We start from the raw sequence: 26,698 nt of genomic DNA, 5'->3' as shown, positions 1-26,698 counted from the left end.
GGACAAGGGAGGTCCGCAAACGCAAATGCGGAGGGTCCGCGCGCCCCGCGCGTGGAAACCGTATTTGTGTTTGCCGGAGCGAAGCGGAGGGCACGGACCGCCCGACCCCGTGCGATCCACATCTATGAGCAAAGAGGGGAGACCCAAATGTGCACCCCGCTCCTCTGCCGCTTTCGGTCCTGTCGAGTTATGTCAGACATGACCATGTCCGCGCCGCTCTCATCCAACGTGGCGGCGGGATGGTTCGCGTACGCCCGATCGGCACAGTCGCGATCTTCAGCCTCAAGCTAGGCTTCCCGATCGCGGTCTCGCGATCCGGTGCGGTGATACAGCCTCGGGTCTGACAGCAGGGTTGTCGGCCCGGACGGGTCGACGTCGTCGGGTGGCGCGGTCGACGCGCTGCGCCCGCCCCAGCGATCTGCACCCGGATGGGCGGATCGCGGGATTGCTGGCGCGCATGAGGGCAACCCCGCCGGCTGGCTCCGCAAGGAGACCGCCGCCGGGGTATGCCGCTCAGCGTGGCAGAAGTCTCGTGTTCCGGGTGGAGGCCGGCACGGCCGGAACCTGCGAGCGCGGTGACGGCGGTGCAACCGCCGGCAGGGGCCCGTCATGACGGAAACCCGATGACCGCCGACCATCATGTCATCTGCATCTGACCGAGGGACAATGGCCAGTTGAAAAGCGGAGCAGCCCCGCCCGGCCAGGGGCCGGGCGGGGCTGCTCTTGTGGATGGTGTCGCAGTCGTCTCACATACGGGTGAAAAGTCGAGGGTCACCGGGCGACGGAGCCGCCTGATGACCCGTGACGTTCAGGCGAAGAGAGACTCGCTGACATGCCCGCAATGCGTGCAGACCTCCCGCCAGTGAAAGTTGACGCTCCCGCCATCGATGGTTTCCCAGTCGGTCCGTAACGCGTCTTTGCCGCAGGCGGTGCAGGGGACGGTATAACCGCCATCATCGTGATGGTCCCTCCCGGCGGCCGTTCCAGGCTGCCTAGTGCGTATGCGGTCACAATGTCGGCAAAGGTCGTCCTCGGTCTTGGTCTCGTAAGCCATGATCTCGTCTCCAGATGTTCGGGGACCACCACGTGAGTGTGGTGGCATGGCCGAATGTCTGGTTCACCGAATCTGTCCGGGTCAGGGACGGCGCAGCCGCCGGCTTGCCGGGCGCAAAAGTTTTCGAGGCGCGCCGCCGCCGCCAGCGCGACGGCGCGCACTGGACTGACCTGCCCACGCACCCCGCCCTCACCGAAAAGTTTTGCGATCCTTGACGCGGGGGGATTCGGGGGCCATCCGAAGGATATGCTTCCGCGCTCATGTGTGTGTGATTGACGGCAGGTTTGCCCGACGCGAGCAGGCAAACGGCGTGACCGGACGCGGGAGACGGATGGAGCGGCGGGATCGTTTTGGCCTCTGGCCAAAACAGACCGGAGCGCAATCCGGCGAAGCGGCCGGGGAGCGACGTGCTCGCGAGGCGGGCAAACCGGGATGCCGGGCGCTGCGCCGCGGTGAGGACCTTGGCCGAATGCGCGATTGGCCAAAGGCCGATATCTCCACCGCAACATGCGCAGCCGGGCGGCGGAGGCCGTCAGTTTGCGGACAGGCCCGTGAAAACGACAAAAGGGCCGCCCGAAGGCGACCCTCTCAATTCACGCTTCGGCGGTCTTCTTCGCCGGGTCCGCGACCCGCATGACCGTCAGCCCCTTCGCCTCGGCCTTCTGCCCGAGGTTCAGTGCCACCCCGTTGCCGCCGAAGAGCACGACCCCGGTCGCGGCGAACTTGTCGTCCAGCATCTCGTCGTTGCATTTGAACGGTGCCGCCCGCCCATGTGCGGACCAGCGCGGATCGAAACGCGCCTGCGCGACACCGCGCACCCGGGCCCACCGGGCCGCGATCATCTCGGCGCCATGCTTGCCGCCCTTGTGGCAGAGGAAGATCTCCTGATTGCGGTTCTGCCTGATCCGCTCCCGAACCTTGTCGAGCGTCGAGAAGATGACGTCGATATCGGTCCAGTCCGTGGCGCCCGAGACGATCAGGGGAACCCCCTCGACTTTCGACTTCGCGGCGGTCTCCCGATCATGCTGCTCCAGGAGCTGCCTTGCCTCGAAGATGGCTCCGGTCTCCTGGGCGCGAAGGCTTGCCCGGGATCCCGCGGCCGGGATGAAGGCGTGACCGGTCTCGACCTCGTAGCATTCCGCCGCCGCCTCGCTCATCACTTCGATGGCGCCGACGATCTCTCTCAGCTGCAGGAAGCGGGCCTGCGCCTCTTCGAGCGCGGTCTCCGCGATCTCCGATCCGTCGTGCGATTTTGCCACGGCACCGATCTTGTCGGCCGTCCGGTCCAGCTCCTTCGCCAAGGCGACCTTGCGGCGCTGCAGGATGGTGGCGAGACCGTGCGCCAGCGGTTCGATCTCGGTCTCGAGACCGGTGCCGCGCAGCTGGCCGAGCAGCGCCTCGAAGCTCTCGCGGATGATGCTGTCGGTCAGGATGTGATCCTCGGGGATCGGCAGCTCCGCGTCCTTCTCCGTCAGGCCGAAAAGTTCGATGGTCTCGTAGGCGTTCGCGTTCTCGTAAGCCATGTCAGTGTCTCCAGATGTTCGGGGAACCACCACGTGAGTGTGGTGGCATGGCCGAATGCCTGGTTTCCGAATCTGCCCGGGTCAGGGACGGCGCAGCCGCCGGCTTGCCGGGCGCAAAAGTTTTCCGGGTGCGTCGCTCACCACAGGCGCGCCATCAAACACTGGACCGACGCCCCCAACCCCCGCCGCCCTCGCCGAAAAGTTTTGCGATCCTTGAGGCGGGCTGATTTGGGGGCCATCCGGAGGATATGCTTCCGCACTCATGTGTGTGTGTTTTGACGGCAGGTTTGCCCGACGCGAGCAGGCAAACGGCGCGACCGGACGCGGGAGACGGATGGAGCGGCGGGATGGTTTTGGCCTCCGGCCAAAACAGACCAGAGCGCAATCCGGCAGAGCGGCCGGGGAGCGACGTGCTCGCGAGACGGGCAAAGCGGGATGCCGGGTGCTGCGCCGCGGTGAGGCCGCATGGCCGAATGCGCGATCGGCCAGGGGCCGATATCTCCACCGCGACACGCGCAGCCGAGCGGGGGAGGCTGAAAGGCAGGGGGCGCCACGTTCAACGTCGCGGGCTTCATAAGCGTTCAGAACCGTCATGTTTCGATTGCGCAATCAGACCGTCCGGAACAAGATGGGAACAAACAGGAGGCCGAGCCATGGTTGATGGCATCGAAATGCCGCCAAACCTGGCGGAAGCCCTTCACCGGCAAAACGAGATAGACCGGGCGGCGTCCGGGCAGAAGGCACCGGTGTCGGGCTTCACCTACAAGGGGGTGCAGCTTGAGAGCAGATGGGCGGTCCTTCGCGAGTTGGAGGATATGAAGCGCATCGTCGCTGCCATGCCCGAACTCATGTCCCGGCGCCTCGCAACCATCTGGTGCGACACCAAAGCCGGCGCGACCTACACCGTGACCGTGAAAGACAGGCTCTGGGTTCCCGATCTGAAATGGACGATCTCTGATGCGATCGTGGACGCGGTCGGCGGGCACAATGGAATTTACATCGACGGCGACGCGCCCTCCGGGATGGACGTTGACCCGTATTGGCCGGGCGATTACGCTTGAAATCGTTACCCAACGAACCGAAAACAGCGCGAAACCTGCCACTTCGCGTTGACAGGTTTTCCACCCCACGGGTAGGGTGGGCTATCAACCCCACCTCCGGCGGGATGTCGTACACCTAAGCAGCGTGTTCCAATCACCGCGACTCCGGGAGTAGCGGAATACCGAAATTCGGGTGGGGTGGAAAATGCGCCACCCGAAGGCCCGGCCAAGCCATTGAGACGACGCCCAAGCCTCCGTAGATCGAATGGTAAGGAGGCCCGCAATGGCAAAGACAACCACGACCAGAACAAGCAAGACGCGCAAGACGGCGCCGGAAAAATCCTCGACCGAACGCATCTTCGGGCCGAAGGTCTATTCGCATGGATATACCGGCGTTCCGAACATCCTGCTGCGCGCGCAGAACCGGCTGGGGATCACGCCCACGCAACTGACCATCATCGTCCAACTGCTCGGCTACTACTACGATCCGCTCCGCCCGCCCTTCCCGACGAAGCGTGATCTTGCCAAGCGCATCGGCATCACCGAGCAGACGATCAGGATCAACATCAAGGCGCTCGAGGAGGCGGGGCTCGTCACGCGCGAGCAATGGAAGACCAGCGCCGGCGACTACGGGCCGAACCGGTACCACCTGACAGGGCTGATCAACAAGCTGAAGAAACTTGAGCCGGATTTCGAGGAGGAACGGAAGGAGCGGGAAGAAGCACGGGCCCTGACCGAGACGCCGCGCGCCAGGGCCAGCGCCCGCGCCAGAAAGGCCAAGGGCGATGGCGGCACAGAATAAGCGCATCCTCTGTTTCATCGACGAATGCGGAACCGCCGGCGAACCCGGCTTCGCGCTCGGATGCGTGATGGCTTGGGCACGGAAGTGTGGACGCGCGGACAAATCCTTGAGCGATTTGCTGGAGCCGAATGCGAACGAGCTGCATGCGGCGAACCTGAGCCGGGAGTATCTGCAAAGCCTTCTGGCTCGATATGCCCAGACGGACAGGCCCAAGAGCATGATCTTGATGAACAGGCTGGGAACGGTCACCGAGGGTACGGCGCCGGCGATCTACGCCGGAAATGTCATTGAAACCGTCAAGGTCGCCATCGGGCAGTTCCGGCAGCTGAACAGGATTCGCGGTCAGGGCGTCGGCAACGTGGAACTCATCCTCGATCTGAACCACCACAACACGGACCCCGAGTGCCAGCGGATGATTTCGGAGGCGTGCCAGCATGACGGGCGGTTCAAGGCTGTGAACCGCATCAGCCAGATCGATTCCGCAGCATCGCGTCTTCTGCAGCTCGCGGACGTGGTCGCCTATGCGCGCATGTGGATTCACCGCGGCGAAGAGAATGCGAAAGGACTACATGAGAACTATGGGATCCGGGTGCTTTGAATCGAAAAAACCGCCCCGAGGGCGGTTTCTAGGAGCGGCTCGCAACCGAACCATTTGAGGTTCGGGTCACCGCGACGCTCGCCCTGCACGCGGCATGACGGGTCGCCAACAGCATCGCTGTCGAGACAGCATATAGCAGAGGTGGGGTGAAGATTCAACTCCTGCGCCGTTCGAACGCTACGCACGGCAGGTTGCGCAACAGACAGACAACGAGGGGAACATGGACGATGGCAGACGCCGATGATGAGAGATTTCGCGCGGAAATCGAACGCCTTCACAAGCGCCTGGAATGGATCAGCGAGGAGGAAGCGCGTTCAGCGTTGGTGGGCGACGTTGCCGCCCAGGGCCAGTTCCAGCCGGAACGGGACAGGATCATCAAGAGTACCGATGAGGTATTGGACGAATGGGCCGCATCGATCAATGTGAGGAGCGCAAGGGAATGATACCGGAAAACCCGCTGACCTAATCGCCCATCATCCCGGCGGCCCGCATGCTGAACGCGTTCTTCTCCCGCCCGAAGCCGACGATGATGTGATCGTGGACAACGATCTCCATCACCTTGCAGGCCTCCACGATCCTGCCGGTCAACTCGATGTCCGCCTGGCTTGGCTCAGGATCGCCCGAGGGGTGGTTGTGGCACATGATGATAGCGGAGGCGTCAAGAACGAGGGCCGAGCGGAGTACCTCGCTGACATAGACCGGGACGTGATCGATGCTGCCGCGGGACATGACCCTGTCGCGGATCAGCCTGTTTTTCCGGTCCAGCAGCAGCACACGAAACACCTCGACCCGTTCATGGACGGCATTGAGAGCCAGATAGTCGGTCAGCATGGTCCAGGACTGCAAGGCGGCGGTCGAACGGGCATGCCTGCGCAGAATGGTGCGGGCGGCGTCGATGGTCACCATCTCGGCCTCGGAAAACCCGGACGATGGCCGTTCGGTGATCTGATTGGGATCGTGATGGGTCATGCTGCGTCCAATCGGCTAAGGGTTTCGCGGAGGCTCGTCCCATCGGGACGGAGGGTGTGGCCGATCTCGTCTTCGAGAGCCATGTAGGTGGCGAGAAGGTCCGGTCGCAGCCGCGCGGCACATTGCAGATCGGCGAGCGAGGACATGATGCAGAAGCTGCAGGACAGCCGCGACATACCGCGGCCATAGGCCCAATGCGGCTCCTGCCCTGCGGCGGCAATGGCACCGAACACCTCCCGCCGGGTCAGGCCATGGATCGGCAGCCAGTCGATCCAGGTTCGGCCCGCCACACTGTTGCGGGCGTTCAAGCTGACGACAGGACGGCTGCGGCGTGCGGCGCTCTCCTCGGCGCGCATCCCCATCGCACTGACGATCTGCCCGGCGAAGCGGGGGTTGGCCGCGAGATAGCGCCGCAGCTCGCGCTCGATCGGACCGCGCTTCTGGTCGGACGTGCATTGGCGGTATCGCGGGGATGGGAACATACCCCGTGCCCGGACCATCTCGAAGAACGACCGGCGCGGTCGTGCGATCACCAGTGGCAGCCCGAACGTGGTCTTCCGGATATGGCTGATCGTACCGGGCCATTCCACGTCGCCAAGAGTGGCGTGAACGATGAGGAGCTGGTCGCGCGGGATGCCGGCCTCGATCAGCCGGATCGTCATGGCCTGGCTGTCCTTGCCGCCGGAATGGTTGATCGCCACAAGGGCGCCGCGGTCAATCATGTCGGAGATGTCAGCCGGAATGCGCATCGGAGCCTCCGAACAAGGCGGTCCAGTTGTCCCCGGCGGGCATCTGGTCCTGGCGTTTCAGGACGGCGAGACGGTTCATCAGATCCATGATGACCGGCGTGGTCGGGTGGCCGGCGCGATGGCCTCTCTGTGGCCGGGCGAGGCTGGGATGTCCGTATTTGAGGAGGTGAAGCGCCGCTTCCAGCGATGGGATATGCGTCTCGCGGTCGATGAGGTCTCGGGGCAGAGCTGCCGCATGGGCGGCGTAGGCCCTGTTGCGCGCCGCACTCAACTGGCGACTGCCGATCCGATGGGCGGCATCGACCCACTCGCTGACGTCAGACCAGGTCAGGCGGGTGCGTGGGGTCGTGTATCTGTAGACTGTCATGGCAACCCCCGACGCTCAGATCATGCCGGCGATGACGAGGCCGGATTTCATGGAGGCGCGGCCGCAGGCCTCGCAGAAGCCCGCACGCTGATCCGGCTCGAGATCGGCGGCGTGGTCGCAATCGGGCGCCATGCAGATCGCGGGCACGATGCTTTCGAGCGCGTGGTCCTCCAGGAAGTCCGCGACATCGGCATAGCCTTCGGCCTCGGCGAGCGTGACCAGCTTGGGATGGGTGAGATTGAACATGCGTTTAGTCCTACTGATGGGGTGAAACGAAAAGAGGGGAGCCGCGTATCCGCGGCTCCCCTCACGGGACCTGCCTCTTGCGGACAGGAGGCGCGGGCCGGTCGGAGACAGGACCGGCACCGCCCCGTCAGACCTGTTTCCGGGGAGGAGGATCAGGCCTGCACGGACGAAAGCGCCCCGGTTGCCCGGGACGCCCTTTCGTTGCGGTAATGCTGTGTGTCAGCCCACCAGGGCGAGGCCGGTGTTGTCCGACCGCTCCCGGCCGGCGCTCTCGACGAAGGGGATGATCGAGAAGGTCTGGCCGCCGCGCTGCTCCTCGTTCTGCACGGCGTTCACCCTCAAATCGCCATCGGGCGTATTGATGAGGAGCGAGACGTAGTCGTTCCCGGTGCGGTTGCTTTTCGCCATCCAGGCCGAACCCACACGGATCGGGTGGCCGCGCGGCGAGCTGACCTCGATCCGGTAATCGGGATGGGTTTCTTCCGTCTTGAACCTGTTCTCGATCAGCATGAAGTCGAGGTCGAACATCATGTTGGCGATGTAGCCGGCGAAGGCGTTATCGGCATCCATCGCGGTCAGTTCGCCCGAGATCGAGCCGGACTTCATGGCGCCGTTCGAGACCAGCGGGATGATCTCGAATTCGCCGGTCATTGCCTCGCGGGCTTCCTTGGTCTGCACGGCGTTGACGCGGAACGGCCCGAGGCCGACATCGATCTGCATCGAGATGTAGGGATTGCCCGTGGTATTGCCGGTCTCGTTCCAGGCCGTGCCGATGCGCACCTTGCGGCCCGACTTATTCACCGCGGTCACATCATAGTCCGGGCTCCGCTCGGACATCTTCGTGCGGGTCTCGAGCTGAATCGCGATGTCGAACCGGGTCGAATGGATCATGCCGGCATAGGCGGCGGTGGCGGTCTCGGCGTTTTTGGTCAGGGTTCCTGCGAACATGGGTCTTCTCCTCGGGTTTGCCGCTGCCCGGCTTCCTGCCAGAGCGCGCGGGATTGCTTTTCGACCCCTCATGGGATCGCAAAACCAAAAGCCTTCTCTCCTTTCTCTCCCGCCTGTCAGCCCGGCCCGACGCCCGAGCGGGTGTCCGACGTCGCCCCACGCACCTCCCTCCCCTGCTCTGTCGTTGCATCCTTGCTCGCCTCAGATATGAAGAAGTCGGCCTCGGCCCCGTTCAGCCGTCGACCGCTCCGGTCGGTCAGACCAATGGTGCTGCCGTTCCGCACAAAGGTGATGAGATACTGGCCGAGGCAATCCCGGTGAACCCGATACCCGTCGTTCGCCCAGTGGACGGCATTGCCGGCATCCACGGCGGCCTTGATCTCCGCAATGTTCATCTGAATCTCCATTTCAGTGTTGGCATTGGAAAAAAGAGAGGCCCGATCCTCCGATCGGGCCTCTGTGCAACCGCATTCGATCTACCAGTCGAAGACCTCGAGATAGGGGACGGGTGGGACGTCCCGATCGAACAGGACGTAGTCGCACCCAGCATCCATCGCCAACGCCATAACGGTCTTGAAGGCGTCGCAGCCTACCGCGGGCGGCAAATCGGCGAGCCTTTCGGGCACCGAAAACAGCCAGCCAAATTCGTTCTGCATGGTCGGCGATTTGGCGAAGAGCCCGCTGTCGATGGCCTGGGCCGTCGGCTCGGGCAGATGTGCGGTGCTGCAATCGTAGAATCCGCGGACATTTTGCATGATCAACCCCTCTCATCCAGCACGACGCTAAAATCGGGCTCGCCGGAGGCGTCGTTCGCGTAGATTTCCGCGTGGATGGGCCGCTTCCAGTCGATGGAATCCCCGATGTCCGGATTGCAGTCGATCTCCTCCCTTTCTCCGCCTTTGAAGGTAAGGTGGGCTCGACCCCATTTGACATACCAGTCGGTCACATCACCCCAGGTCTTCCCCTCGGGAAGGTCGATCGTGCCGGTGGCGGCACAATGCAGCTGCGTTATGATGGTTACGGAAGCCATTCAGGTTACCTCCCCGGTTTCTGCGATCTCCTGTTTCATGAACGACGGCGCCGTGGGCGCCCGCGCCTCCATCCAGTCCTTGAGGCCGAGGATCGTCCTGCCGTCTGCCACCTCGGCCATCCACGCGACCCGCGGATCGCCGACAATCCCGGGTGGATCGAAATCGATCCGGCCATTGGCCATCCACGGCTCGGGCTGGATGCGGATAAGCCAGTCGGCAAGCGACGGGATGCGGCCCTGACAATCCTCGCGGACATGCTGCTCGCCGATCCAGCGGGCCGGAATGACCCTGCCCGCGCTATTGGTCAGCGTTCGACCGAACTGGCGTTCCAGTTCGAACACTCCAAGAGCGTGATGACGATGGGCTCTGTGAACGAAGAGCGCGAGGTGCTCCTTGCTCTGGTCGAACCACTCATGCAGGCACTGATAGTCGGAGGGCTTACCGCCATACTTCCGGGCGGAGCTTTCGGCATGATGCAGGGGATGGGCCATGTCAAAGCCCCTCGTCATGGCTGTGGGTGCATTCGACATGGCGGTCGGCATGATCAAGCGTGATGCTGTCGGCGGCGATATCCCAGGTCAGGGTGCCATAGCCGCCCTCGTTGTTCTCGAAGCCCGGATGCTGGTGATAGGCGACAGACCAGGCGAAGTCTTCGAGCTTGGTCATAAGGTCGTTCGGCAGCACAATGCCCGCCGGCTGTACCGTCACGTCCTCAATATTGCCGGAATCGCCATAGCCTTCGTATTCGGCGACGATTTCAGCGATGCCAAGGGCGCGCAGTTGCGGGAGCAGCTCGCCCCTGGCGGCCTTGTTAACGGCTTCGCGTTCGGCCTGCCATTTTGCCATCGTCTCGGCGAAGTTGATCTGGAGATCGGTCATGGGTCTCGTCCTTGTGCCTGAGTTTGGAGGAAACGCCGGGGAGTCCTGAGACCCGCCACGGCGCCGGAACGCGGACGGGCAAAACCCCTTCCGCGTTCCCCGGACCAAGAGCCCACTTTCCCTTTCAGGCGGCGCGATCTGCCGCCGTCGGAGACCCATCCCCCACGATCCGGCCCAGGATCGCGGCGGTATCGACGCCCTCCCCGTGCGGCACGAAGACCCGCAGCTGGAAGGCGATGATCTCGGTGAAACACCCCAAGGCCTTCAGCCCGTCGATCGTGCCCCGGTCGGCCCCGTCGATCTCGAGGCGCATCGCACCGGCGACCCGGCGGCGGGTGAGCGTGAGACCCCGGCCCAGATCGACCGGCGCGGTGGACCCGAGCGCGGCCGTCAGCATCTCCTGCGGGGTTTTCGGGGCGCCGACCATGAACCGGGCTCTGAGCGCGGCGGCACCGTCCTCGCTGACGGTGCGACCGATCATGCTTGCCTGCCCCTCTGGCGTGACGCGGTAGATGCGCTCGTTGCCCGAGGGGATGTCCTTCCAGATCGGCAGCAAGAGCCCGGTCAGGAGATAGAGCTTGGTCGTGGTGGTTTTGGGGAGGCTGTCTGCCTCCTCGTTCCAGAGGCGGCAGAACTCAGACGGTTTGATCTCTTCCCAGGCGGACGCCTGAAACCTCCCTTCCTCGACATAGGTCGACCCGGTGGGCCGGGTCACCTTGCGCATCAGCGTGACGATCTCCTCGTCATACATCTGCATCGGCCGAGCAGAGATCAATGCCGCGCGCCCGGAGGCGCGATTGATCATCGGCAGCTTGTCCGGATTCCGATTCAGAACCTCATCGGCGGAGAGGACATGGACGGGGTCTGTCACCTCGAGCCCGATGATGCGTGTCACCGCCCCGGAGCGCGGACAGGTCCAGAGATCCTCCGTCGAGACCCGTTCGATCCGTTCGCCACGCAACGTCTCGACGCCGAGATCGAGCGTGCCGGCGGCCCGCGCCCGCTCGGTCTGGTCGGCGATCCGGGACATGAACTCGGCGAAGAGCGCGTTCTGCAAATGGATCGGCAGCGCCAGCACCCGGTTGAGGAAGCGCTGGATCGGCGGGAGCTCTTCCAGCAGCACGCCGTCCTGATCGATGAGCTTCAGGGCGGTCCAGTCGGCGAATTGCTCGTAGCTCATCGCCCCGGCGCGCCCGGCGGCCAGATCGGCGTAGTACCCGCGAAGCGCCGCCCGGGCGATCGGGCTTTCCAGATTGTCCTCCTCGCGGAACATCCCTTGCGAGCCGGTCTCGCGCTGGCCCTTGGTGAGCGCCCCCAGCTGGTCGAGCCGCCGGGCGATCGTGGAGGTGAAGCGTTTCTCGCCATGCACATCCGAGGTGCAGACCCGGAAGAAGGGTGCTGACACTTGAGCCGATCGATGCGTGCGGCCGAGCCCCTGGATCGCCGCATCGGCCCGCCAGCCGGGTTCCAGCAGATAGTGCCGCCGCCGCTTCTGGTTCTTCGCGGTCCGGGCGGCATGATAGGAGCGTCCCGTCCCTCCGGCGTCCGAAAAGATCAGCACTTCCTTCTCTCCCGCCATGAATGCCGTCACCTCGGATGAATTGCTGCTGGCGCTGCGTTTCTCGATGAAGAGCGCACCGTCCTGCCCCTTGAGCGGGCGGATCCCTCGCCCGGTCACCTCCGCCACGGCCTCGTCGCCAAAGGCCCAGAGGATCTGATCGAGCGCCGACGGGATCGGCGCCAGGGCCATCAGCTCCATCATCGCCGCATCGCGCAAGGCCTCGGCCTCGCGCGACACCACCAGTTTGCCGTTCGCGTCGCGGAGCGGTTCGGCGACGACATTGCCGTCGATCTCCACCAGCTTCTGGGCGTGGATCGGGAAAGCCTGTTCGAGGTAACTGAGAACGTAGTCACGCGGGGTCAAGGCTCCCTGAGTCAGTTCGTCTTCGGGGTCCATCGCGTCCAGCCGGCGTTTCAGCAGGCTCTCGCCCGTCGAGACAACCTGAATGACGCAGGCAAATCCGTCCTTCAGATCCTCTTCGATGGCGCGAATGACCGTCGGCGCTTTCATCCCCAGAAGCAGGTGGTTGAAGAAGCGTTGTTTGGTGCTCTCAAACCGAGACTTGGCCGAGGCCTTTGCGGCGGAGGCGTTGGTCTGGCCGGAGGCATCGTTGACGCCGGTGGCGGTCAGGGCCGCCTCGAGATTGTGATGAATCGTCCGGAAAGCGAGGCTATAGGCGTCGTAGATCTCGATCTGGGCCGGGGTGAGCGCGTGTTCGAGGACGTCATATTCCACGCCGTCGAAGCTGAGCGCCCGCGCCGTATAGAATCCGAGCGTCTTCAGGTCGCGGGCCACGACTTCCATCGCCGCCACCCCGCCGGCTTCCATCGCCGAGACGAAACTCTCGCGGCTCGGGAAGGGATATTCCGGCCCCTGGCCCCAGAGCCCGAGGCGGGAGGCATAGGCGAGATTGTGAACACTGGTGGCCCCGGTCGCCGAGACATAGAAGACCCGCGCCCGGGGCGCGGCGAGCTGCAGGCGCAAGCCCGCGAGCCCCTGCTGGGAGGGTTTGCCCCCCCTGCCCTCGTCGGACCCGGCAGCATTCTGCATGGCATGGGCCTCGTCGAAGGCCAGCACGCCGTCGAACTCTGCTCCCATCCAGTCGAGAACCTGGTCGAGGCGGGTCGTCCCGCATTTGCCCGCCGACCGCAGCGTGGCATAGGTCACGAAGAGGATGCCGTCGCCCATGGATATCGGCTGGTCGGGCTTCCATTTCGAGAGCGGCTGGATGTCGGCGGGCGAGCCCCCGAGGTCTGTCCAGTCGCGGATCGCGTCCTCGATGAGCGTGGCGGATTTGGAGATCCAGACCGCCTTGCGACGGCCCGCGAGCCAATTGACCAGGATGAGCCCGGCGCATTCCCGGCCCTTGCCGCAGCCGGTGCCGTCGCCGAGGAAGTATCCGAGGCGATAGGCCTTCGCTTCCGGATCGTCGTCGGCGCGGGTCATCCGGGTCTGGTCCACGTCAATGGTAGATCGCCCCGGCAGGTCGCGCGCGTGGGCATCGTTCGCCATCAGGATCGTCTCGAGCTGGGCCTCGGATAGATGGCCCTCTTCGATCAGGCGGCCGGGCAGGCGTAGATCGGCGCCGGCTTCGCTCGACGGAGCCGGCGGCGCCACCGAGGCCATGGCGATGCTCTCGACGAGCGGCGTGGGATGTTCCCGCGCGCCCGTGATCTCGATCCGCTGCGGGCGATAGCGAGCGTAGATGTCGGAGACCGGGATGTTCTCGCGGGGGGTGCCGAGGCTGGTGAAGGCGAGCGGGATGGCGGCATGCGATTTGGGTTTGGCAGATGCTGCCTGGGCGAATGGGCGCTTACGTGCAATAGGGACACCGACCCGGCGCGACCCAGGCCGTGCCTGCGCACTGGTCTGGACAAGAGGGGTGACCGATCGAGCTGCGGCGATGTCATCGACGATTTGCCATGCCGCATCCAGATCATCGACGACCGCGAGGACGCATTCGACCTCCTCCTGCACCTTGTCGAAGACCATGAGCTGGGTTTCGACGGTGGTGCCGAGCTTGCGGTACACATGGCCGGGGATCGTGAGCGCGAGGCGCGGTCTTGCAATGGCCGAGGCTCGCGCCCAATGCGCCGCGTCCCGCTCCGGTGTGAATCCCATCGGCATAATCGCCACGAGGCGCCCGCCGGGCGCGAGGCGCTTGGCGGCTGAGACGAGGTGCTTCGCCGCGATGTGTTTGTCGCGCGCGCGGTCGGCCGAAGAGGAGAAGGGCGGGTTCATCACGATGACGCCCGGAAGATCGGGCACAGTCAAGAGATCGTCGATATGCTCGGCGTCGAAACCGGTCACCTCGCTCTCGAACACCAAATCGAGAAGCACCTGGCGGAAGGGATCGATCTCGTTGAGCATCGGTTTGCCGCCAGCAAGGACGGCAAAACCGGCCAGTGCGCCGGTGCCGGCCGAGGGTTCCAGAAAGGTCTCGCCGGAGCGGATGGCGGCGGCGCGGGCGACCAGAGCGGCGTAGGGCAACGGGGTGCTGAACTGTTGCAGGCGGATTTGCGCTTCGGATCGGCGGGTCTCCGTCAGGAGCCGCGAGGCCAGTAATCTGGCGGTCGAAAAGGCGACCGAACCGCCGTCCCGCATCAAGTGCATAGCCGCGGCGGCCTGCATCATGTCATAGGCCATGCGCCAGGACCACGCACCGCCCGCGTCGCTGCCATCGAAGGTTTCGCGCATGATCCGCGCCAGCGACGAGCTTCTGAGGGGCTGGTCTTCGATCTCCCTAGCGATCTGTGACAGGGCCTCCCGGAGGCGGGCTTGTGATGGGATATCGGGTCCGTGCTTGGGGCATTGATTGGCCATGTCGTCTGTCCTTCCAGTCAGGTTGCGGGTCCGACAGGACAGAAGGCCGTCTCTACGCTTTCGAATGCGCAGAGGCGGCCTGAAGCTGGACGGACCACGAAGAGGGGGCTGTCAGGAGCTTTTCCCGGCGAAGAACTCCGCCAGAACGGGGCTCGCGTCACCCTTAGCGGAGCTGAGAAGCTCGGACCCGGCAAGCGAGGCTTTCGATAGACGCACGAGCCCGCCGGTTTCTTCGATACGATAGCACCGGCGCTTTTTCCCTCCGCGCCGGTAGTGGGTGGCGGTCACGATCTGGCAGGTGCTGCCATCGGTCTGCGTGACCGGTGCAGCCAGCCGTATTTTGTCGCCCTCCTCGTAGTCCGGGATCGCCGCCCAGTCCCGGCAGCGCTGGCGCCAAGCGTGCGCATAGCTGTCGGGATCCTTCAGCTCGGAGAGCAGGGCCAGAAGGCTGAGCGGTGCTCGTGACTCCACCGGCCCGGCGCTCTCCTCCATGTCCGTGTATCCCCAACAGCCATCGTCGTAGCGCGTCAGGAAGACGGCGGCGAAGGTAATCGATCCGTCCTCGTCGGTCACATAGGTCGCATCCTCGACAGGCGAGCAGTCGACATTCGTGATCTTCGCTGCCGCATACCAGGTCGAGCCGACCTTGCAGGCCTTGCGCAACAATGTCTGGCGGGTTTCCGTCTCGAAGGTGCAGAGCCGGGCGACTTCCGCTTTCTCGTCCGCGTAGCTCTTCACGCGGCGGTCGGTGTAGAAGAGCCAGCCCACTATGCCGCCCTCCGGTCATCGATTTCGATGAGCGCATCGAGCGGCACCCTGTAGGGCAGCATCTCGTCGAAATCTTCGCAGTTGCCGTAGTTCTGCACGATTGCATGGGTGTCGGTGGCGTCCCTGAGGATCACCCGGAAGGTGCCGCCGAGACCGGAGGGAACATCATAGGTCCCCCCGATCAGGTAGTCGGCCGGGCGACGCAGGAAGACGCGGATCGTGTGGCCATCGGTTGCAAGACGGATGGTATCGTGTCCCCGATCGATGAGCATCTGCACGTCATCGAGAATATCGGTGTAGAACTGGCCGGTCAGGTTGCGAAACGCCGCCTGCCGGGCCGCCATCCAGTCCGGATCGCGGAACGGGTTGATGCCCTCGGCGAAGGCATGGGAGGGATCGGCGCGTTCGGTGGTGACGATCCGCGTTGTCGTACCATCGATCCCGTTCGAGCGCAGATGGACGCCATTGCCGACGATCAGGATCAGGGCCGGTTTGCCAACCGGTCCGTTCCAGTTGGGCAGGAAGGTGGAACAGCCGCGCGCATGCGCGATCTGGGCCGCGACGCTGGTCGCGGAAAAGCTGAGAAGTGCCATGGGATTTACCTGTATGTAGGAGGGAGGGGTGCGACCCGCACCGGCGCTGCGGTGCGGGTCGCCTGCTCGATCAGGCCGCTTCCGCGACCTCGGTTTCGTCTTCGGGCATCCCGGCTTCGGGCGTCTCGGCCGGTTCGACGCCTGCCGTCTGCATCATCGGCGGGCACCAGGAAGCAACCGCCGTGCGCTGAGCATCCGTGAGTGTGGCGAAGGGTTCGGCGAAGAGCTTGTCGCAGAATTCGACGACTTGCCGCTTTGTCGACGAGGCCAGGGTCACCGCCTCCTGCGCGAGCCCCAGCTCCTCGCCGAGGATCTTCAGGAGCCACGCCTTCTTGAACCGGTTGAAGAGCGCCGCGTTCGGGGTCCAGTGCGCCCGGATGTCCGGCATGATCTCGACCTCGAAATCAAACATCAGGCTGTCGCGCTGCCGGTCCCGCGCCAAACAGGACTGCGTGGTTGCCGCGGTGGCGTAGGCGACAAGCTTCGCCTTCTCGCCGGCATCGAGTGCCCGGAAGAGGGCGAACTGGTCGGCGGGGGATTTCGCGTCATCGGCCCAGGAGAGATCCAACGCATCGTGGACTTCGGCCACCTGTTCGAGCGAGGTGCCGTCGATCTCGTCCATCTTCGCATGGCTGCGATATTCCTGGCGCGCATCGACCCTGATCGCCTGGGTGACGCCCATGCCGTGGCCCAAAACGTCGGTGACGAGCTTGAAGAGCGTGAGGTCGAGCGTGGCCTCCGGGTGCATGGCCATGGCCGCACCGAGCGCCATTGCCCGCTCGGTCTTGAGATCCTCGGTCAGCGAGGCGGGATAGGTGATTTCGTCGCTGTCCGCGGCACCTTTCTCGCCCGGCACGAAGGACGAGTTGCCGGAACTCTCAGCCTTGTCTTCGGGGCGCACCATCCCGCCATACAGGGAGATCTTGCCATGCGCCCAGGCGGCGATCACGCCGGACCTCGCAAGATCCTCGGCGCTGTAGGCCTCCTGCAGATCCCGTGCCTCGGCCTCCAACTCGTCAACACGTTCGTAGAGATCATTGTAGGCCTCATCCTCGAGTTCCTCATTCTCCATCTCATGTTCGAGTTTCTCAAGCTCGGCGGTGATCTCATCGACGCGCCTCGAACCCTTCTCATCGGGTTCGACCGGACCGGGATAGACCCGGCCGTAGTCCGCCATGGCGGCATAGTCGTACTGGACCACCGCATCGGCCCACGCAAAGCCGATCTCGGCGCGGGCTTCTTCGGCGGCGGCGGCGAGTTTTTCCAGCAGGATCGTTTCGACCAGCGCGGAATCCTCGAGCACCGAATGCTCGTCCAGGAGATCGGCCGCGATGGCCCCGCCACGCGCCTCGTAGTCCTTCCGCACGAAGGCCCCGATATCGTCGCTGACCTGGACCCCGCGCGACTTCAACGCGTTCCGGACGGTGTAGGCCTGGACATAGTTGTCCTCCTTGGTGAGCGCCTCGAAGACCTCGCGCTGCACCTCCTGGCTCGGATGATCCGCGAAGGCCTTCATCACATCGAGCGTGATCGATTTCGCCCGTGCCGCGGCACGGATGTCGGGATGGATGAGCCCGTAGCGCAGTCGGCCTTTCACGACAGCGACCGTGGTGCCGAAGGTCTTGGCGATGGTCTCCGGCGTCTGGCCGTCGACCTCCATCATCCGCGCGAAGGCCTCAAACTCGTCGATGGCGTTCATCGGGGCCTGGGTGATGTTCTCCGCGAGCGACAGCGCGGTGGTCACGTCGCAATCGTCCGGGACAAGTCGGCAGTCGATCTTCGTGCTCTTGGTGAAGCCTTTGGCGGTCTTGTCCGCGACGAGTTCCAAGAGCGCCGCGTGGCGCCGGCCGCCGGCGAGGACGCCGAACCCGGCCGAGAGCTTCTGGACGAGCAGCGGTTGCAGCAGGCCGAGGACGGCGATGCTGGCCTTCAGATGCGCGATGTTCTCGGAGGCGTAGCTCTCGGGGGAGTTGGTCCGCACATTCGCGGGATGCGGGACGAGGTCGCCGATGGCGACGGAAACGGGTTTGAAGCTTCGAGTCATGAGATGTCCTTCTCTGGGTTCTGCGCCACCCGGGTGAGCCCGGACGGCCTGACCGATCCCCCGATCCGGGGATCAAAAGGACAAAAGGCCCGCATTCCCTTTCGAAGGGTCAGCGGGCCTGTCGATGTTGAAGAGGGAGGTGCGCCCTCCCCTACCAGTCACGCGCCATCATGATGGTCAGCACGCGCATGGTGGTCGTGGGGTTGTCGGGGGTCTCGGCCCCATATCGGAAGTCAGAGTCGGCCTCGAACATATCGATTTTCCAGAACACGGTCTCGCGGCGGATCGTGACCGCCCCGAAATCGTGCCAGCCCTCGGGATCGTTCTCGGGCTCGAAAGTCTCGAATTCCCCGGTGGCCTTCACGGCCTCGGCCATGAAGCCGTCTCCCGCCTCCATCAAGGAGCGGGTGACGTGCATGCGGCCCTGGATCGGTTTATCCGGCGCGATACCGAGGCAGGCAAGCCTCCGGAAAGCGTCGTTCTGCGCGGCGATGGCGGCGGCGTCGGGCGGGGAGAGCTCGGCGGGTTCTGGATTGCTCATGGGTCTGTCCTTTCCGGATGGGTTAAAACCACCAGACCCAAGGCCAGCTTTTCCTTTGCTCTGAGGCATCACCTCACGCGGCCCGATCGGCATCCCCCACCCTGCCCGCCTCCGACCGGGCGATCAGATAGTCGCAGGCCCGCTGCGCGTCGGCCGCATGCTTGAAGATCGCATTGCAATCTGATCTAAGTACGCGGATCCAGTTGTAGAGGTATGCCGCGTTCATCTCGAGCGTATGCGCCGTGAACCCGAGTCGCTGGCCCAGGAAACAGGCGGTGAGCTCGGCGACGATTTCTTCGCGCGCGTAGGCCGTGTTTCCGAACCGGGACAGGCCATAGTTGCGGTTCAGGCGATGCGGCGCCTTTGTGGCATGAGAATATTCGTGCGCCCAAACGCCGTAAAAGTTCCGCGGGTCCTGGAACCGTGAGATGGGCGGCATGTAGACCTTGTCGACAGCCGGCATGTAATAGGCCTCATCGCCCGCGAACACCGTGTTGATGTCGATGGCCTCGAAGAAGGCCTGCATATGCGCGATCGGCTCCGCGGCCGGATGATCCGGCACGGGCTCGGGGTCGGGATGGAAACTGTCCGGGAGCCCTTCGATCTGACATGCGTTGAAGACCCTGTAAGACTTCTGGAAACGGAAGACGCGGGCGTCGTCGGCCTCGCCCTCGTCAGCCGCGTCACCGCCTTCTCCTTGTTTCCGGCTCTGCCCGTAATAGACCACCAGGGAGGATTTCTCGCCTTTGCGGATCCTGGCGCCCATGGCGTTGGCCTGTGGCATCGTCATCCAGAAGGGCGAGGCGTAGCCCGCCATCGTCGTCCGCATGGTCAGCAGGAAGTTGTTGACGCCCTGGTAGGGCTCGCCGCACACCCGCAGAGGCCGGGAGCTGCCACCCGCCGTCCAGGGCTTGCGCCACGGCAGGACTCCGCGTTCGATGATCCGGATGAGTTCGTTCGTGATCGACGCCGCGGCGTCGAATTTGGGCTTGGATTTGGCCATGGGTGGTCTCCGATGTCAGAAGGAGCGCACGGCAGCCGTGCGCGGACCGGAGAACGGTTTTGGAAAGTAACCCCGCGGTGAGGTGGCAGGCCCCCTGCGGAACCCCGCCAGACCCCTTCCGCATTCTCCGGATCCGTCAGGACCCAAAGCCCGCTTTAACTTTTCAGGTCACAACGACGGAGGACTGGCTGAACTATTTCCAGCGGGGGTCTGGCAAACCGACAGAGGCCGAACCCAAGGCAGCGGCCACGATATGCAGGAGCACTAGCGTTACCCTCTGAAATCCGCGCGCCACGGCGATCTCTGGTTAGATAATTGGATAATATCACTCTATATATGCCCACGAGGTTCTCTGACCGTTGCGTGTGACTACCGGACCCCGCCTGCGCCCACACCGCGAAACCGACCGCGATGCGTGCGTGTTTCGATCACCAAATCTGTCTCATCTACATACGCTCGTCGGATAGGCGTCTTTGTCAGGGCGATACCGAGTGGTCGGCCATCTTCGGCGAAGACACGAACGCCCTTGCTCTCCACCAGAAGGACCATCCCACCGCCGACGAGCAAGTCGCACTTGGCCGAACAATCCTCCAGCGCCACCATCCGGTCACCATCAAGGACATAAAGACGTGTCGTGGTCATCACATAGAGGAAGGCTTCGGTTTCGATGATTCGAACCGGAACGGAACCGACGTCATAGATCGTTGTCGGTGTGCCGTCCCGGTCCACGCGAACAATACGGCCGGCGTAAGTGCCGAGAAGCGCGGTTTCTCCGGTTCCCGAAAAGGCAGCGGCATAGATCCAATCCGCCTGAGCCGCAGCGCCAAAGCTGATCACGATTTCAAAACCGTCGTCTCCTGCCTCACTGCCGTCCAGCTGTTCGGGGTCCAGACCGGTCAGCCGCTCGGACGCGACATTAACAGCTTTCATCCGCTCCTCGTTTCCGGGATTGAGGTCCGGGTGCAATTCCCGCACCAATTTCCGGTATCGCTGGCGGATTTCGTCGGGCGTGACCGGCATAACCAACCCCATCACCTCGAGAGCGTCGTTGATCTCGGCCGCTGTACCAAAGCTCGCACCACCGATCCGGATGCGGGTAGGTTCCTTGGCCGGCATTCGGAGGCCCCAGAGACACTTGCCGTTCCGATCGATACACCAGGCCTCGTCTATATGCGTGAAAAGATAGCGGTCCCGATCGGGCGTTAGCGCGATGCAACGTAGCGCTCGGTGGGTCTCGCTCTCTGGCAGGCCCAAGCGGTCCCGGTTCGCCGCAACTTCCGGTGCGCGCGCGAGGTCGGTTTCGAATTCTACCTGCAAGTCTCTGTCATAGACCGTCAACACATTGCTCTTCGAGCGCAGGGCAAATCCTTCACCTTCCGGGTGGACCGAAACGTGATAGGGGTCACGGCGCAAGGATACGGGTGTTCCTGATTGGCCTTTACCATTGCTGAATATCACCGCCCCGGGCGCACCCACGCTCGCATCCGACTTCGCAAGGTCGTCGAATGAGAGCGCACCTCCCCGCGTACTGTAATGCCTGCGGAACGCGGGATCGGGCCGGTCCTCCTTCGGGATGGATTCAACCACGATCTCGTGCCAAGCACCGTGAGGGTCCGCGAAGATTTCCTGCGTTGTGAGAAGTTCGACCGGTCGCTCCCAGGCATTTGGAGAAGGCGGAAGGGGCACGACGTTTACATGCTTTAGGTCCGGTTCGCGGGGCCGTGTCGCTCGAGCCTCTCTCCGATGCGATCCCGGGTTGTTGGGCTCGGTGTAGATCGTCTCGGCAACGGCCTCGGGCATCGCGAAATCAGCCAAGTAGAGCTCATGGGTCTTGCCGCTTTTCGCGCGTCGTACCTCTCCTGACTTTTCCAAATACGAGACCAGTCGACTGGCCCTGCGCCCGTCAGTGATCCCCAACTCGGTCTTCATCTGGTTTTGCAGAACGCCCGGCTTAGCGCGGATGACATCCCGAATCCGGTTGACGAGGTCCAAGTCGATGAAATGCTCATCTGCCTCCTCCCGATACGACTCTAGGAAATCAAATTCCTGAACGAGGGCACGCAACTCGGACAGTCCATCCCGGTCGCCGGTGATGGCCATCATGGTACCACCCTGAGAGAGAGCCGGTATCCTAATGTCGAGGCGCAGTCCGTCACCGGCGGGATCCCGCAGCCATTCCCGCAACAACGGCAGGCTCGCACGCGCCGCAGTGGCGGCCTCCGGGTAGTTTCTTGCCGAGATGCAAGCGGTCAGACGCTCGAGTTGAGCGAAATAGGAACCTCCAGGCAGGGACGGATCCGAAACCCGTATAGTCTCCGAGTTCGGGTCGGGTCGGGTTTTCTCTTTAGGCTGCTCCTGCGCTGATCTCGCTCGCGGAGCTTCGTCCGATGCGCTCCCTCCGAAAAGCCGTTTGAAAATGCCAACCATATTAAACCCTCGAAATGCATCGAAAGTAGTATGCTGCCTCCCAAGGCGCGGCGATAGCACCAATCAAGGATGTAAGGAGACAGCACACAACCCAATAGGTGCAAGGTTGTGGCGTTGCGGTCTTCCCGGCCAATCAGGTCATGCCACGGATCGATGCCCTACCAACGACGTTTGCGGTACCGCGTGCTTTGCCGCCGCGGCGTCTTGTTCGACTTGCGTTTGTTGGCACCGGTCTGAAGCGCCTGAAGGTTGCGTTGCGCATCTGATCCGCCCTTGGACCTCGGCCAGATGTGATCAACCTGCCAGCCCATGGGGCTGTCCCTGTCGTAAGCCGACTTGTAGATCAGGTTGCCCTGGGAATCTTGTCGGTAAAGATTGGGGTTCTTTCCTTTGACGCGTCGCGCCTTTTGCCAGACGTGTTGTGCCTTGGGGTTTGTCGAATACGGCATTGAGACCTCCTGGATTTAAACCGTGGAATTGCGTCGTTGAATATGGGAGCCGGACGGTGTCGCCTCGACGTCGAAGCCCTCGGTAATCATGGCTTTGACCTGTTCGGTATGTGAGATCAGGCCGACCGACCGCATGTCATTTGTAAGCTCGTAGAGCGTCTCGAGCGCGGTGTTCAGCGTTTCCTCGTCGAGCGTGCCAAACCCCTCATCGATGAAAATTGCGTCCATCTTGATACCGCCGGCGTTGCGCTGGACCACATCTGAGAGGCCGAGCGCCAGAGCGAGTGAGGCCTGGAACCCCTCCCCGCCGGACAGGGTTTTCGTGGGCCGGGCGCGCTCGGTATTGCCGTCGAAAACGGCAATGTCCAAACCCTGTTTCTGGCGACCGCCGCCCGTGATTTCGGGCCGTAGGAGCTGGTACCGGCCATCGGTCATCGGGCCGAGGCGCTGGTTGGCCGCGGAGAGCACCTCATCGAACATCGCCGCGATCGCGAAGTCAGGGAGGCGCACCTTGCGCTCGTTGTTGCCGTTGACGAGGTCCGAGAGGCCGCCGACGGGCCCGTATTCATCCTCCAGATCGTTGATCGCGACGGTGAGGTCCTGAACCTTGCGGCGCAGATCCCGTCGGCTGTCGAGCAGTCCTTTGAGACGGGATCTGTCGTCACGACTCTTCTCGAGGGCGCTTTGCGCCTCGTCTCGCGCCGCCCGGAGCGCGGGTAAATCGGGCTCGCTACGATCCCCGATCTCCTCTTCGAGGCCTCTCAGCCGCTCGGCGTTTGCCGCTACTCTCCTGTCGTATCCGCTGATCTGATCCTCGAGTTCGGTCCGTCGGTCGGCATCGGCCTTCGCGTCCCGGAAGGTCTCCTCGTCCATCCCGGCCCGTTGGAGCTGATCGGCGAATTCGCGTTGGGCGTTGGACAGTGACTCGGTCGCCCTGGCCAGTTGATCCTTGGCGATCGTTGCCGCCCGCTCGGACGCCGCGAGCGTTACCGCCGCACCTTTTTCGCCTTCGACGGCGGCATCGTGCTCTGCGGCGAGCGTGTCACGATCATCGATCGCCGCCCGTAGGGCGCGGGACAGGGCCTCACCGTCTCGCAACTCCTTCGGAACGTCCTTGAGCGTCGTGTCGTACGCGGTCTGGGCGGCGAGTTCTGCGGCTTTGGCCGCTGACAGCGCCTCCTTCGCGGCCTCGAAATCGGCAGAGGCCCCCCGCGCGGCGGTTTCGGCTGAAGTCAGCTTGGCGTCGAGTTCGGCGAACCTGGTGTCGGCCCCGAGCCGCGCGGCTGTCTCTCGGGCCTCGGCCAGCAACGGCGCCAGAGCCGGGCGATCTCGCTCGGGTCGTGCCAGCGCGTCGACTTCGGCCTGCCGTTCCTCGAGCGTGGCGCGTGCCGCCGCCAGAGAGGTCCGTGCGGCGAGCTCGTCGTCTTCGACGGATCGCAGGGCCACCCCGGCGCGCTCAAACTCGTCATGGCGCCCACGACGCTCGGGATCGCCGGTGGCGGGGTCGGGGTGGTCGCGCGAGCCGCAAGCCGGACAGGGCTCGCCCGGCGCGAGCTTGCGTGCCACATGCAAAGCCTGAATCTCGGTCAGATCGCGTTCGGCATGCGCGAAGGCGGATCTCGCCGAGACGAGACACTCCTTGGACGATTCGTGAATCCCGACCAACCGTTCGATCTCCAGGGCTTGCCGATCCCGCCGGGCGACGGCCGCCTCGAAACGGCCCAAGGCCTCTTCTTCACGTTCGAGCGCGGCAAGGACGGCTGTGGCGTTCTGCAGGGCCCGGACATGTTGCGGGTGCTGACGCTGCAACTCCCGCAAGGCCGAGAGGGCGCTGTCCGCCTCAGCGTTCTTGTTTGACGCCTTGGTCACAGCCTCTTCGGCCGCGCTCGTCGCAGCCTGCACGGAGGTCAATTCGCCCAAAAGGGATGCGGACCGGTCGTGGATTTCCTTCAGCCGCCGCAGTTCAGACGCCCTGGCGCGGGCGGCTTCGCGTTCCACATGTTTCGCTGCCGTTCGCTTCAACGTCTCCCGGGCAAGCTCGGCTGCCGAGACCGCGGCCTTGAAACCGTCTTGCGCCTCCCGGTCCCGATCGCTGGCGCCCGCGTGCTCCCGACGCGCGGTTCGCGACGCTGCCTCCGAGACCAGAACGTCCTGGGCGGCACGCGCGCGCTTCAGTCGGGCGCGGAGGGTGTCCACCGTCTCGCCCTCGACGCGCAATGCGTCGGAGTCGTTTCTGGCTGAAGCGAGGGCGTTGAACCGTTGGGCCAGCGCCTCGCCGGCTGAGAAGGCTTTCTGGTGTTCATCCGATTTCTTGGTCTGGGTCTCGATCGTCGCATCGAGCGTTGTGATCTCCTCGGTCATTGAACGGATGGTCTCGTCCAGCTGCCCTTCGGTCTGGTCGCCGAGCAGGGTCGATCGCCGGATCCTTTCGTCACTGATCCGGCGGGCGAACGTGGCCGCCCTTGTCTTGATCTGGGCGACGAAGGTCTCATACAGCCCGACGTCGAAAAGTTGCTTGAGGATGGGCGACCGTTCGTCAGAGCTGGCCGTCAGGACGCGTCGGAAATCGCCCTGCGGGAGCAGGATGATCTGACGGAACTGTCTTGCGTTGTATCCGAGGAGTTCCTCGATCCTCGCATCGACCGCGCCAACCTTCTTCTCCGCGAGAACCTCGCCCGGGTTGTCCTCGGTGATTTCCTCGAGCGCCATGCCGGTCGCGCGGAAGATATAGGCCTCATGCGATTGAGACGTAGTGCCGGACCCTCGGCGCGCGGCCCGCTGTTGGGGCGGGATGCGCCAGACGACGTAGCGCTCGGATCCCAGATCGAAGACGAGTTCGACCCGGGTGAGATCGGTGGCATGGGCGTGATGGCACACCATGTCCTCGGGAGCCCGTTCCGCGCCGGAGGATTGACCGAAGAGCGCGAAGGAGATGCCATCGAAGATGGTCGTCTTGCCCGCGCCGGTTTCGCCATAGATCCCGAAGATGCTTGCCTCGAGCGCAGAGAAATCAACGACCTCGGTCCCGGCGTAGGGTCCGAACGCGGTCATGGTCAGGCGGATCGGTTTCATTCGACCTCCTCCATGACGGGTCCGTCGAGCACGGCTTTGGTCACACCGAGCTCCGTTTCCGACGCGCCCTCCCCGCGCACGTATTCGAGGAACTCTCCGATGACGCCGATCGGATCATCCAGCTTGGACGTTGCCCGGCCCGCGCTCGTCATCACCAGCTCGCGGGTGGTCTCCCGCAACGTCTGCAAGATGTTCGGGAAATGCGGTCGTAGCTGAGCGGCGGGTTCGATCAGCGCGCCCTCATCGAGTAGGATAGCACGGATGTAATCCTCGCTCGGATGCGCTTCCGCCTCGGCGACAAGGTCTGCCAGATACCCTCGCACCTCGCGCACCTGTCGTAGCGGATGGAAGGCTACAGGCTCCAGGTCCATGACATGCCCTTGCGCATCCAGATCGAAGAGGGTCATGGATTTTGTGGTGCCCGCTTCGTCGAAGCCGAAGGCGAGCGGCGCACCACTATATCGGATCGTGTCGTTTCCTGCGCTTTGGGGGCGGTGCAGATGCCCGAGCGCCACGTAGTCGGCCCCGTCAAAGATGCTCGTCGGTACGGTTTCGACCGTACCGACCGACAATGTGCGTTCGCTGTCCGTCGGCTGGCAGTCGATGACAAAGGCGTGCGCGACGATGATCCAGCGCGCGCCTTCGGGAACTTGCGCGCGTGCCGCGCCGATCTGCGCACGCAACACATCCTCGGGCGAGCGGATGGTCTCGTCCGCGAAGGCGCGGCGCGCGGCATAGATTTCGGCGTATGGCAGGGCCGAGATCGCGACCTGACCTGCCCCGTCGTCGAGTATGAGTGGGACCTCGTCGCTCGAGACCGGCCCCCTGACGAGAATGCGTTTAGGGTCGAAGAGACGCGAGGCGGTGCCAAGCCTCTGGGCGGAATCGTGGTTTCCGGCGATCACAACGATCGCGGTGTCGGTGTCCCGATACACCCGTTCCAGAAAATCGCTGTACAGTTTGACGGCGGACTCCGAGGGCGAGGCCTTGTCGTAGACGTCCCCGGCGACGATCAGGAGATCGACTCCTTCCGCGACGACCGTTCGGAAAATCTGATCGAGGACGTGGGCCTGATCCTCGTGAAGCGACAAGCCCCGCAAGGTCTTTCCGAGATGCCAGTCGGCTGTATGAAGTACCCTCATGTCCGCACCAATAAATATTATACGTGTATTTTTTATATGGACTATTTTGGGGAGTCAAGGTAGGACTGG

25 protein-coding genes are annotated in these 26,698 nt (G+C 63.8%); 4 read left to right on the top strand and 21 right to left on the bottom strand.

The genetic code is table 11. The annotated features are described in order from the left end of the window. Positions 1-1,647: 1,647 nt before the first annotated feature. A complete protein-coding gene (locus tag ARC39_RS21640) occupies positions 1,648-2,577 on the bottom strand; it encodes a DUF2493 domain-containing protein (RefSeq protein ID WP_068117800.1) in 930 nt (309 codons plus the stop codon). A gap of 653 nt (positions 2,578-3,230) precedes the next feature. Between ARC39_RS21640 and ARC39_RS21635 the strand changes: the two genes are divergently transcribed. From ARC39_RS21635 to ARC39_RS21620, 4 genes are all read left to right on the top strand, one after another. Then, on the top strand, positions 3,231-3,638 hold the full coding sequence (locus ARC39_RS21635) for a hypothetical protein (protein ID WP_068117797.1): 408 nt from the start codon (positions 3,231-3,233) through the stop codon (positions 3,636-3,638). A gap of 262 nt (positions 3,639-3,900) precedes the next feature. Further along, entirely contained in the window at positions 3,901-4,419 is a 519-nt protein-coding gene (locus ARC39_RS21630) for a helix-turn-helix domain-containing protein (RefSeq protein ID WP_068117795.1), read from the top strand. Further along, positions 4,403-5,017, top strand: a complete 615-nt coding sequence (locus ARC39_RS21625) for a DUF3800 domain-containing protein (RefSeq protein WP_068117792.1) — start codon at positions 4,403-4,405, stop codon at positions 5,015-5,017. Before ARC39_RS21630 ends, ARC39_RS21625 begins: the two co-directional genes overlap by 17 nt. Positions 5,018-5,244: 227 nt before the next feature. Beyond that, positions 5,245-5,460, top strand: coding sequence for a hypothetical protein (locus tag ARC39_RS21620; RefSeq protein ID WP_068117789.1), 216 nt, complete (start codon positions 5,245-5,247; stop codon positions 5,458-5,460). A 19-nt stretch (positions 5,461-5,479) separates the two neighbouring features. On the opposite strand, the gene ARC39_RS21615 is transcribed toward ARC39_RS21620, so the two are convergent. The 20 genes from ARC39_RS21615 to ARC39_RS21520 form a co-directional block, all read right to left on the bottom strand. After that, positions 5,480-5,986 (bottom strand): JAB domain-containing protein, encoded by a 507-nt coding sequence (locus tag ARC39_RS21615; RefSeq protein WP_078059406.1) that lies wholly within the window; start codon positions 5,984-5,986, stop codon positions 5,480-5,482. After that, positions 5,983-6,735, bottom strand: a complete 753-nt coding sequence (locus ARC39_RS21610) for a phosphoadenosine phosphosulfate reductase domain-containing protein (RefSeq protein WP_068117787.1) — start codon at positions 6,733-6,735, stop codon at positions 5,983-5,985. The genes ARC39_RS21615 and ARC39_RS21610 overlap by 4 nt, the downstream gene beginning before the upstream one ends. Further along, positions 6,719-7,102 carry a hypothetical protein gene (locus tag ARC39_RS21605; protein ID WP_068117785.1) on the bottom strand — a complete coding sequence of 128 codons (384 nt, stop codon included), beginning with the start codon at positions 7,100-7,102 and terminating at the stop codon, positions 6,719-6,721. The genes ARC39_RS21610 and ARC39_RS21605 overlap by 17 nt, the downstream gene beginning before the upstream one ends. Before the next feature lie 15 nt (positions 7,103-7,117). Further along, entirely contained in the window at positions 7,118-7,348 is a 231-nt protein-coding gene (locus ARC39_RS21600) for a hypothetical protein (protein ID WP_068117781.1), read from the bottom strand. Between the two features lie 219 nt (positions 7,349-7,567). Next, positions 7,568-8,296: a DUF736 family protein gene (locus ARC39_RS21595; RefSeq protein ID WP_068117779.1), complete on the bottom strand. Its 729-nt coding sequence runs from the start codon at positions 8,294-8,296 to the stop codon at positions 7,568-7,570. Positions 8,297-8,412: 116 nt separating this feature from the next. Continuing rightward, positions 8,413-8,691, bottom strand: coding sequence for a hypothetical protein (locus tag ARC39_RS21590; RefSeq protein WP_068117776.1), 279 nt, complete (start codon positions 8,689-8,691; stop codon positions 8,413-8,415). Positions 8,692-8,772: 81 nt separating this feature from the next. Continuing rightward, positions 8,773-9,051, bottom strand: coding sequence for a DUF5983 family protein (locus tag ARC39_RS21585; protein ID WP_068117773.1), 279 nt, complete (start codon positions 9,049-9,051; stop codon positions 8,773-8,775). 2 nt (positions 9,052-9,053) lie between these two features. Continuing rightward, positions 9,054-9,326, bottom strand: a complete 273-nt coding sequence (locus ARC39_RS21580; RefSeq protein ID WP_068117771.1) for a hypothetical protein — start codon at positions 9,324-9,326, stop codon at positions 9,054-9,056. Continuing rightward, positions 9,327-9,818: a DUF6915 family protein gene (locus tag ARC39_RS21575; protein ID WP_068117768.1), complete on the bottom strand. Its 492-nt coding sequence runs from the start codon at positions 9,816-9,818 to the stop codon at positions 9,327-9,329. A gap of 1 nt (position 9,819) precedes the next feature. Further along, complete coding sequence (locus ARC39_RS21570; protein WP_068117765.1) at positions 9,820-10,206, bottom strand: DUF6878 family protein; 387 nt, start codon at positions 10,204-10,206, stop codon at positions 9,820-9,822. 124 nt (positions 10,207-10,330) lie between these two features. Continuing rightward, positions 10,331-14,590, bottom strand: a complete 4,260-nt coding sequence (locus ARC39_RS21565; RefSeq protein WP_068117763.1) for a strawberry notch family protein — start codon at positions 14,588-14,590, stop codon at positions 10,331-10,333. A 111-nt stretch (positions 14,591-14,701) separates the two neighbouring features. After that, complete coding sequence (locus tag ARC39_RS21560; RefSeq protein ID WP_068117760.1) at positions 14,702-15,358, bottom strand: DUF6927 domain-containing protein; 657 nt, start codon at positions 15,356-15,358, stop codon at positions 14,702-14,704. After that, positions 15,358-15,951: a regulator gene (locus ARC39_RS21555; RefSeq protein ID WP_068117758.1), complete on the bottom strand. Its 594-nt coding sequence runs from the start codon at positions 15,949-15,951 to the stop codon at positions 15,358-15,360. Before ARC39_RS21555 ends, ARC39_RS21560 begins: the two co-directional genes overlap by 1 nt. A 70-nt stretch (positions 15,952-16,021) precedes the next feature. Beyond that, positions 16,022-17,995 carry a ParB/RepB/Spo0J family partition protein gene (locus ARC39_RS21550; protein ID WP_068117756.1) on the bottom strand — a complete coding sequence of 658 codons (1,974 nt, stop codon included), beginning with the start codon at positions 17,993-17,995 and terminating at the stop codon, positions 16,022-16,024. Positions 17,996-18,146: 151 nt separating this feature from the next. Beyond that, positions 18,147-18,536 (bottom strand): DUF3768 domain-containing protein, encoded by a 390-nt coding sequence (locus ARC39_RS21545; RefSeq protein ID WP_068117753.1) that lies wholly within the window; start codon positions 18,534-18,536, stop codon positions 18,147-18,149. Positions 18,537-18,609: 73 nt separating this feature from the next. Beyond that, complete coding sequence (locus tag ARC39_RS21540) at positions 18,610-19,539, bottom strand: ArdC family protein (RefSeq protein WP_068117750.1); 930 nt, start codon at positions 19,537-19,539, stop codon at positions 18,610-18,612. A gap of 369 nt (positions 19,540-19,908) precedes the next feature. Beyond that, on the bottom strand, positions 19,909-21,642 hold the full coding sequence (locus tag ARC39_RS21535; RefSeq protein ID WP_236545338.1) for a J domain-containing protein: 1,734 nt from the start codon (positions 21,640-21,642) through the stop codon (positions 19,909-19,911). Positions 21,643-22,124: 482 nt separating this feature from the next. Continuing rightward, positions 22,125-22,415: an HNH endonuclease domain-containing protein gene (locus tag ARC39_RS21530; RefSeq protein ID WP_068117744.1), complete on the bottom strand. Its 291-nt coding sequence runs from the start codon at positions 22,413-22,415 to the stop codon at positions 22,125-22,127. A gap of 15 nt (positions 22,416-22,430) precedes the next feature. Further along, on the bottom strand, positions 22,431-25,487 hold the full coding sequence (locus tag ARC39_RS21525) for an AAA family ATPase (RefSeq protein ID WP_068117741.1): 3,057 nt from the start codon (positions 25,485-25,487) through the stop codon (positions 22,431-22,433). Then, a complete protein-coding gene (locus ARC39_RS21520) occupies positions 25,484-26,629 on the bottom strand; it encodes an exonuclease SbcCD subunit D (protein ID WP_068117738.1) in 1,146 nt (381 codons plus the stop codon). The genes ARC39_RS21525 and ARC39_RS21520 overlap by 4 nt, the downstream gene beginning before the upstream one ends. Between the last annotated feature and the right edge of the window lie 69 nt (positions 26,630-26,698).

The organism is Tropicimonas marinistellae (assembly GCF_001509585.1).
Lineage (GTDB): Bacteria > Pseudomonadota > Alphaproteobacteria > Rhodobacterales > Rhodobacteraceae > Tropicimonas > Tropicimonas marinistellae.
Note: the sequence above shows the minus strand (reverse complement) of the source record. Positions and strands in the feature narration are given on the sequence as shown.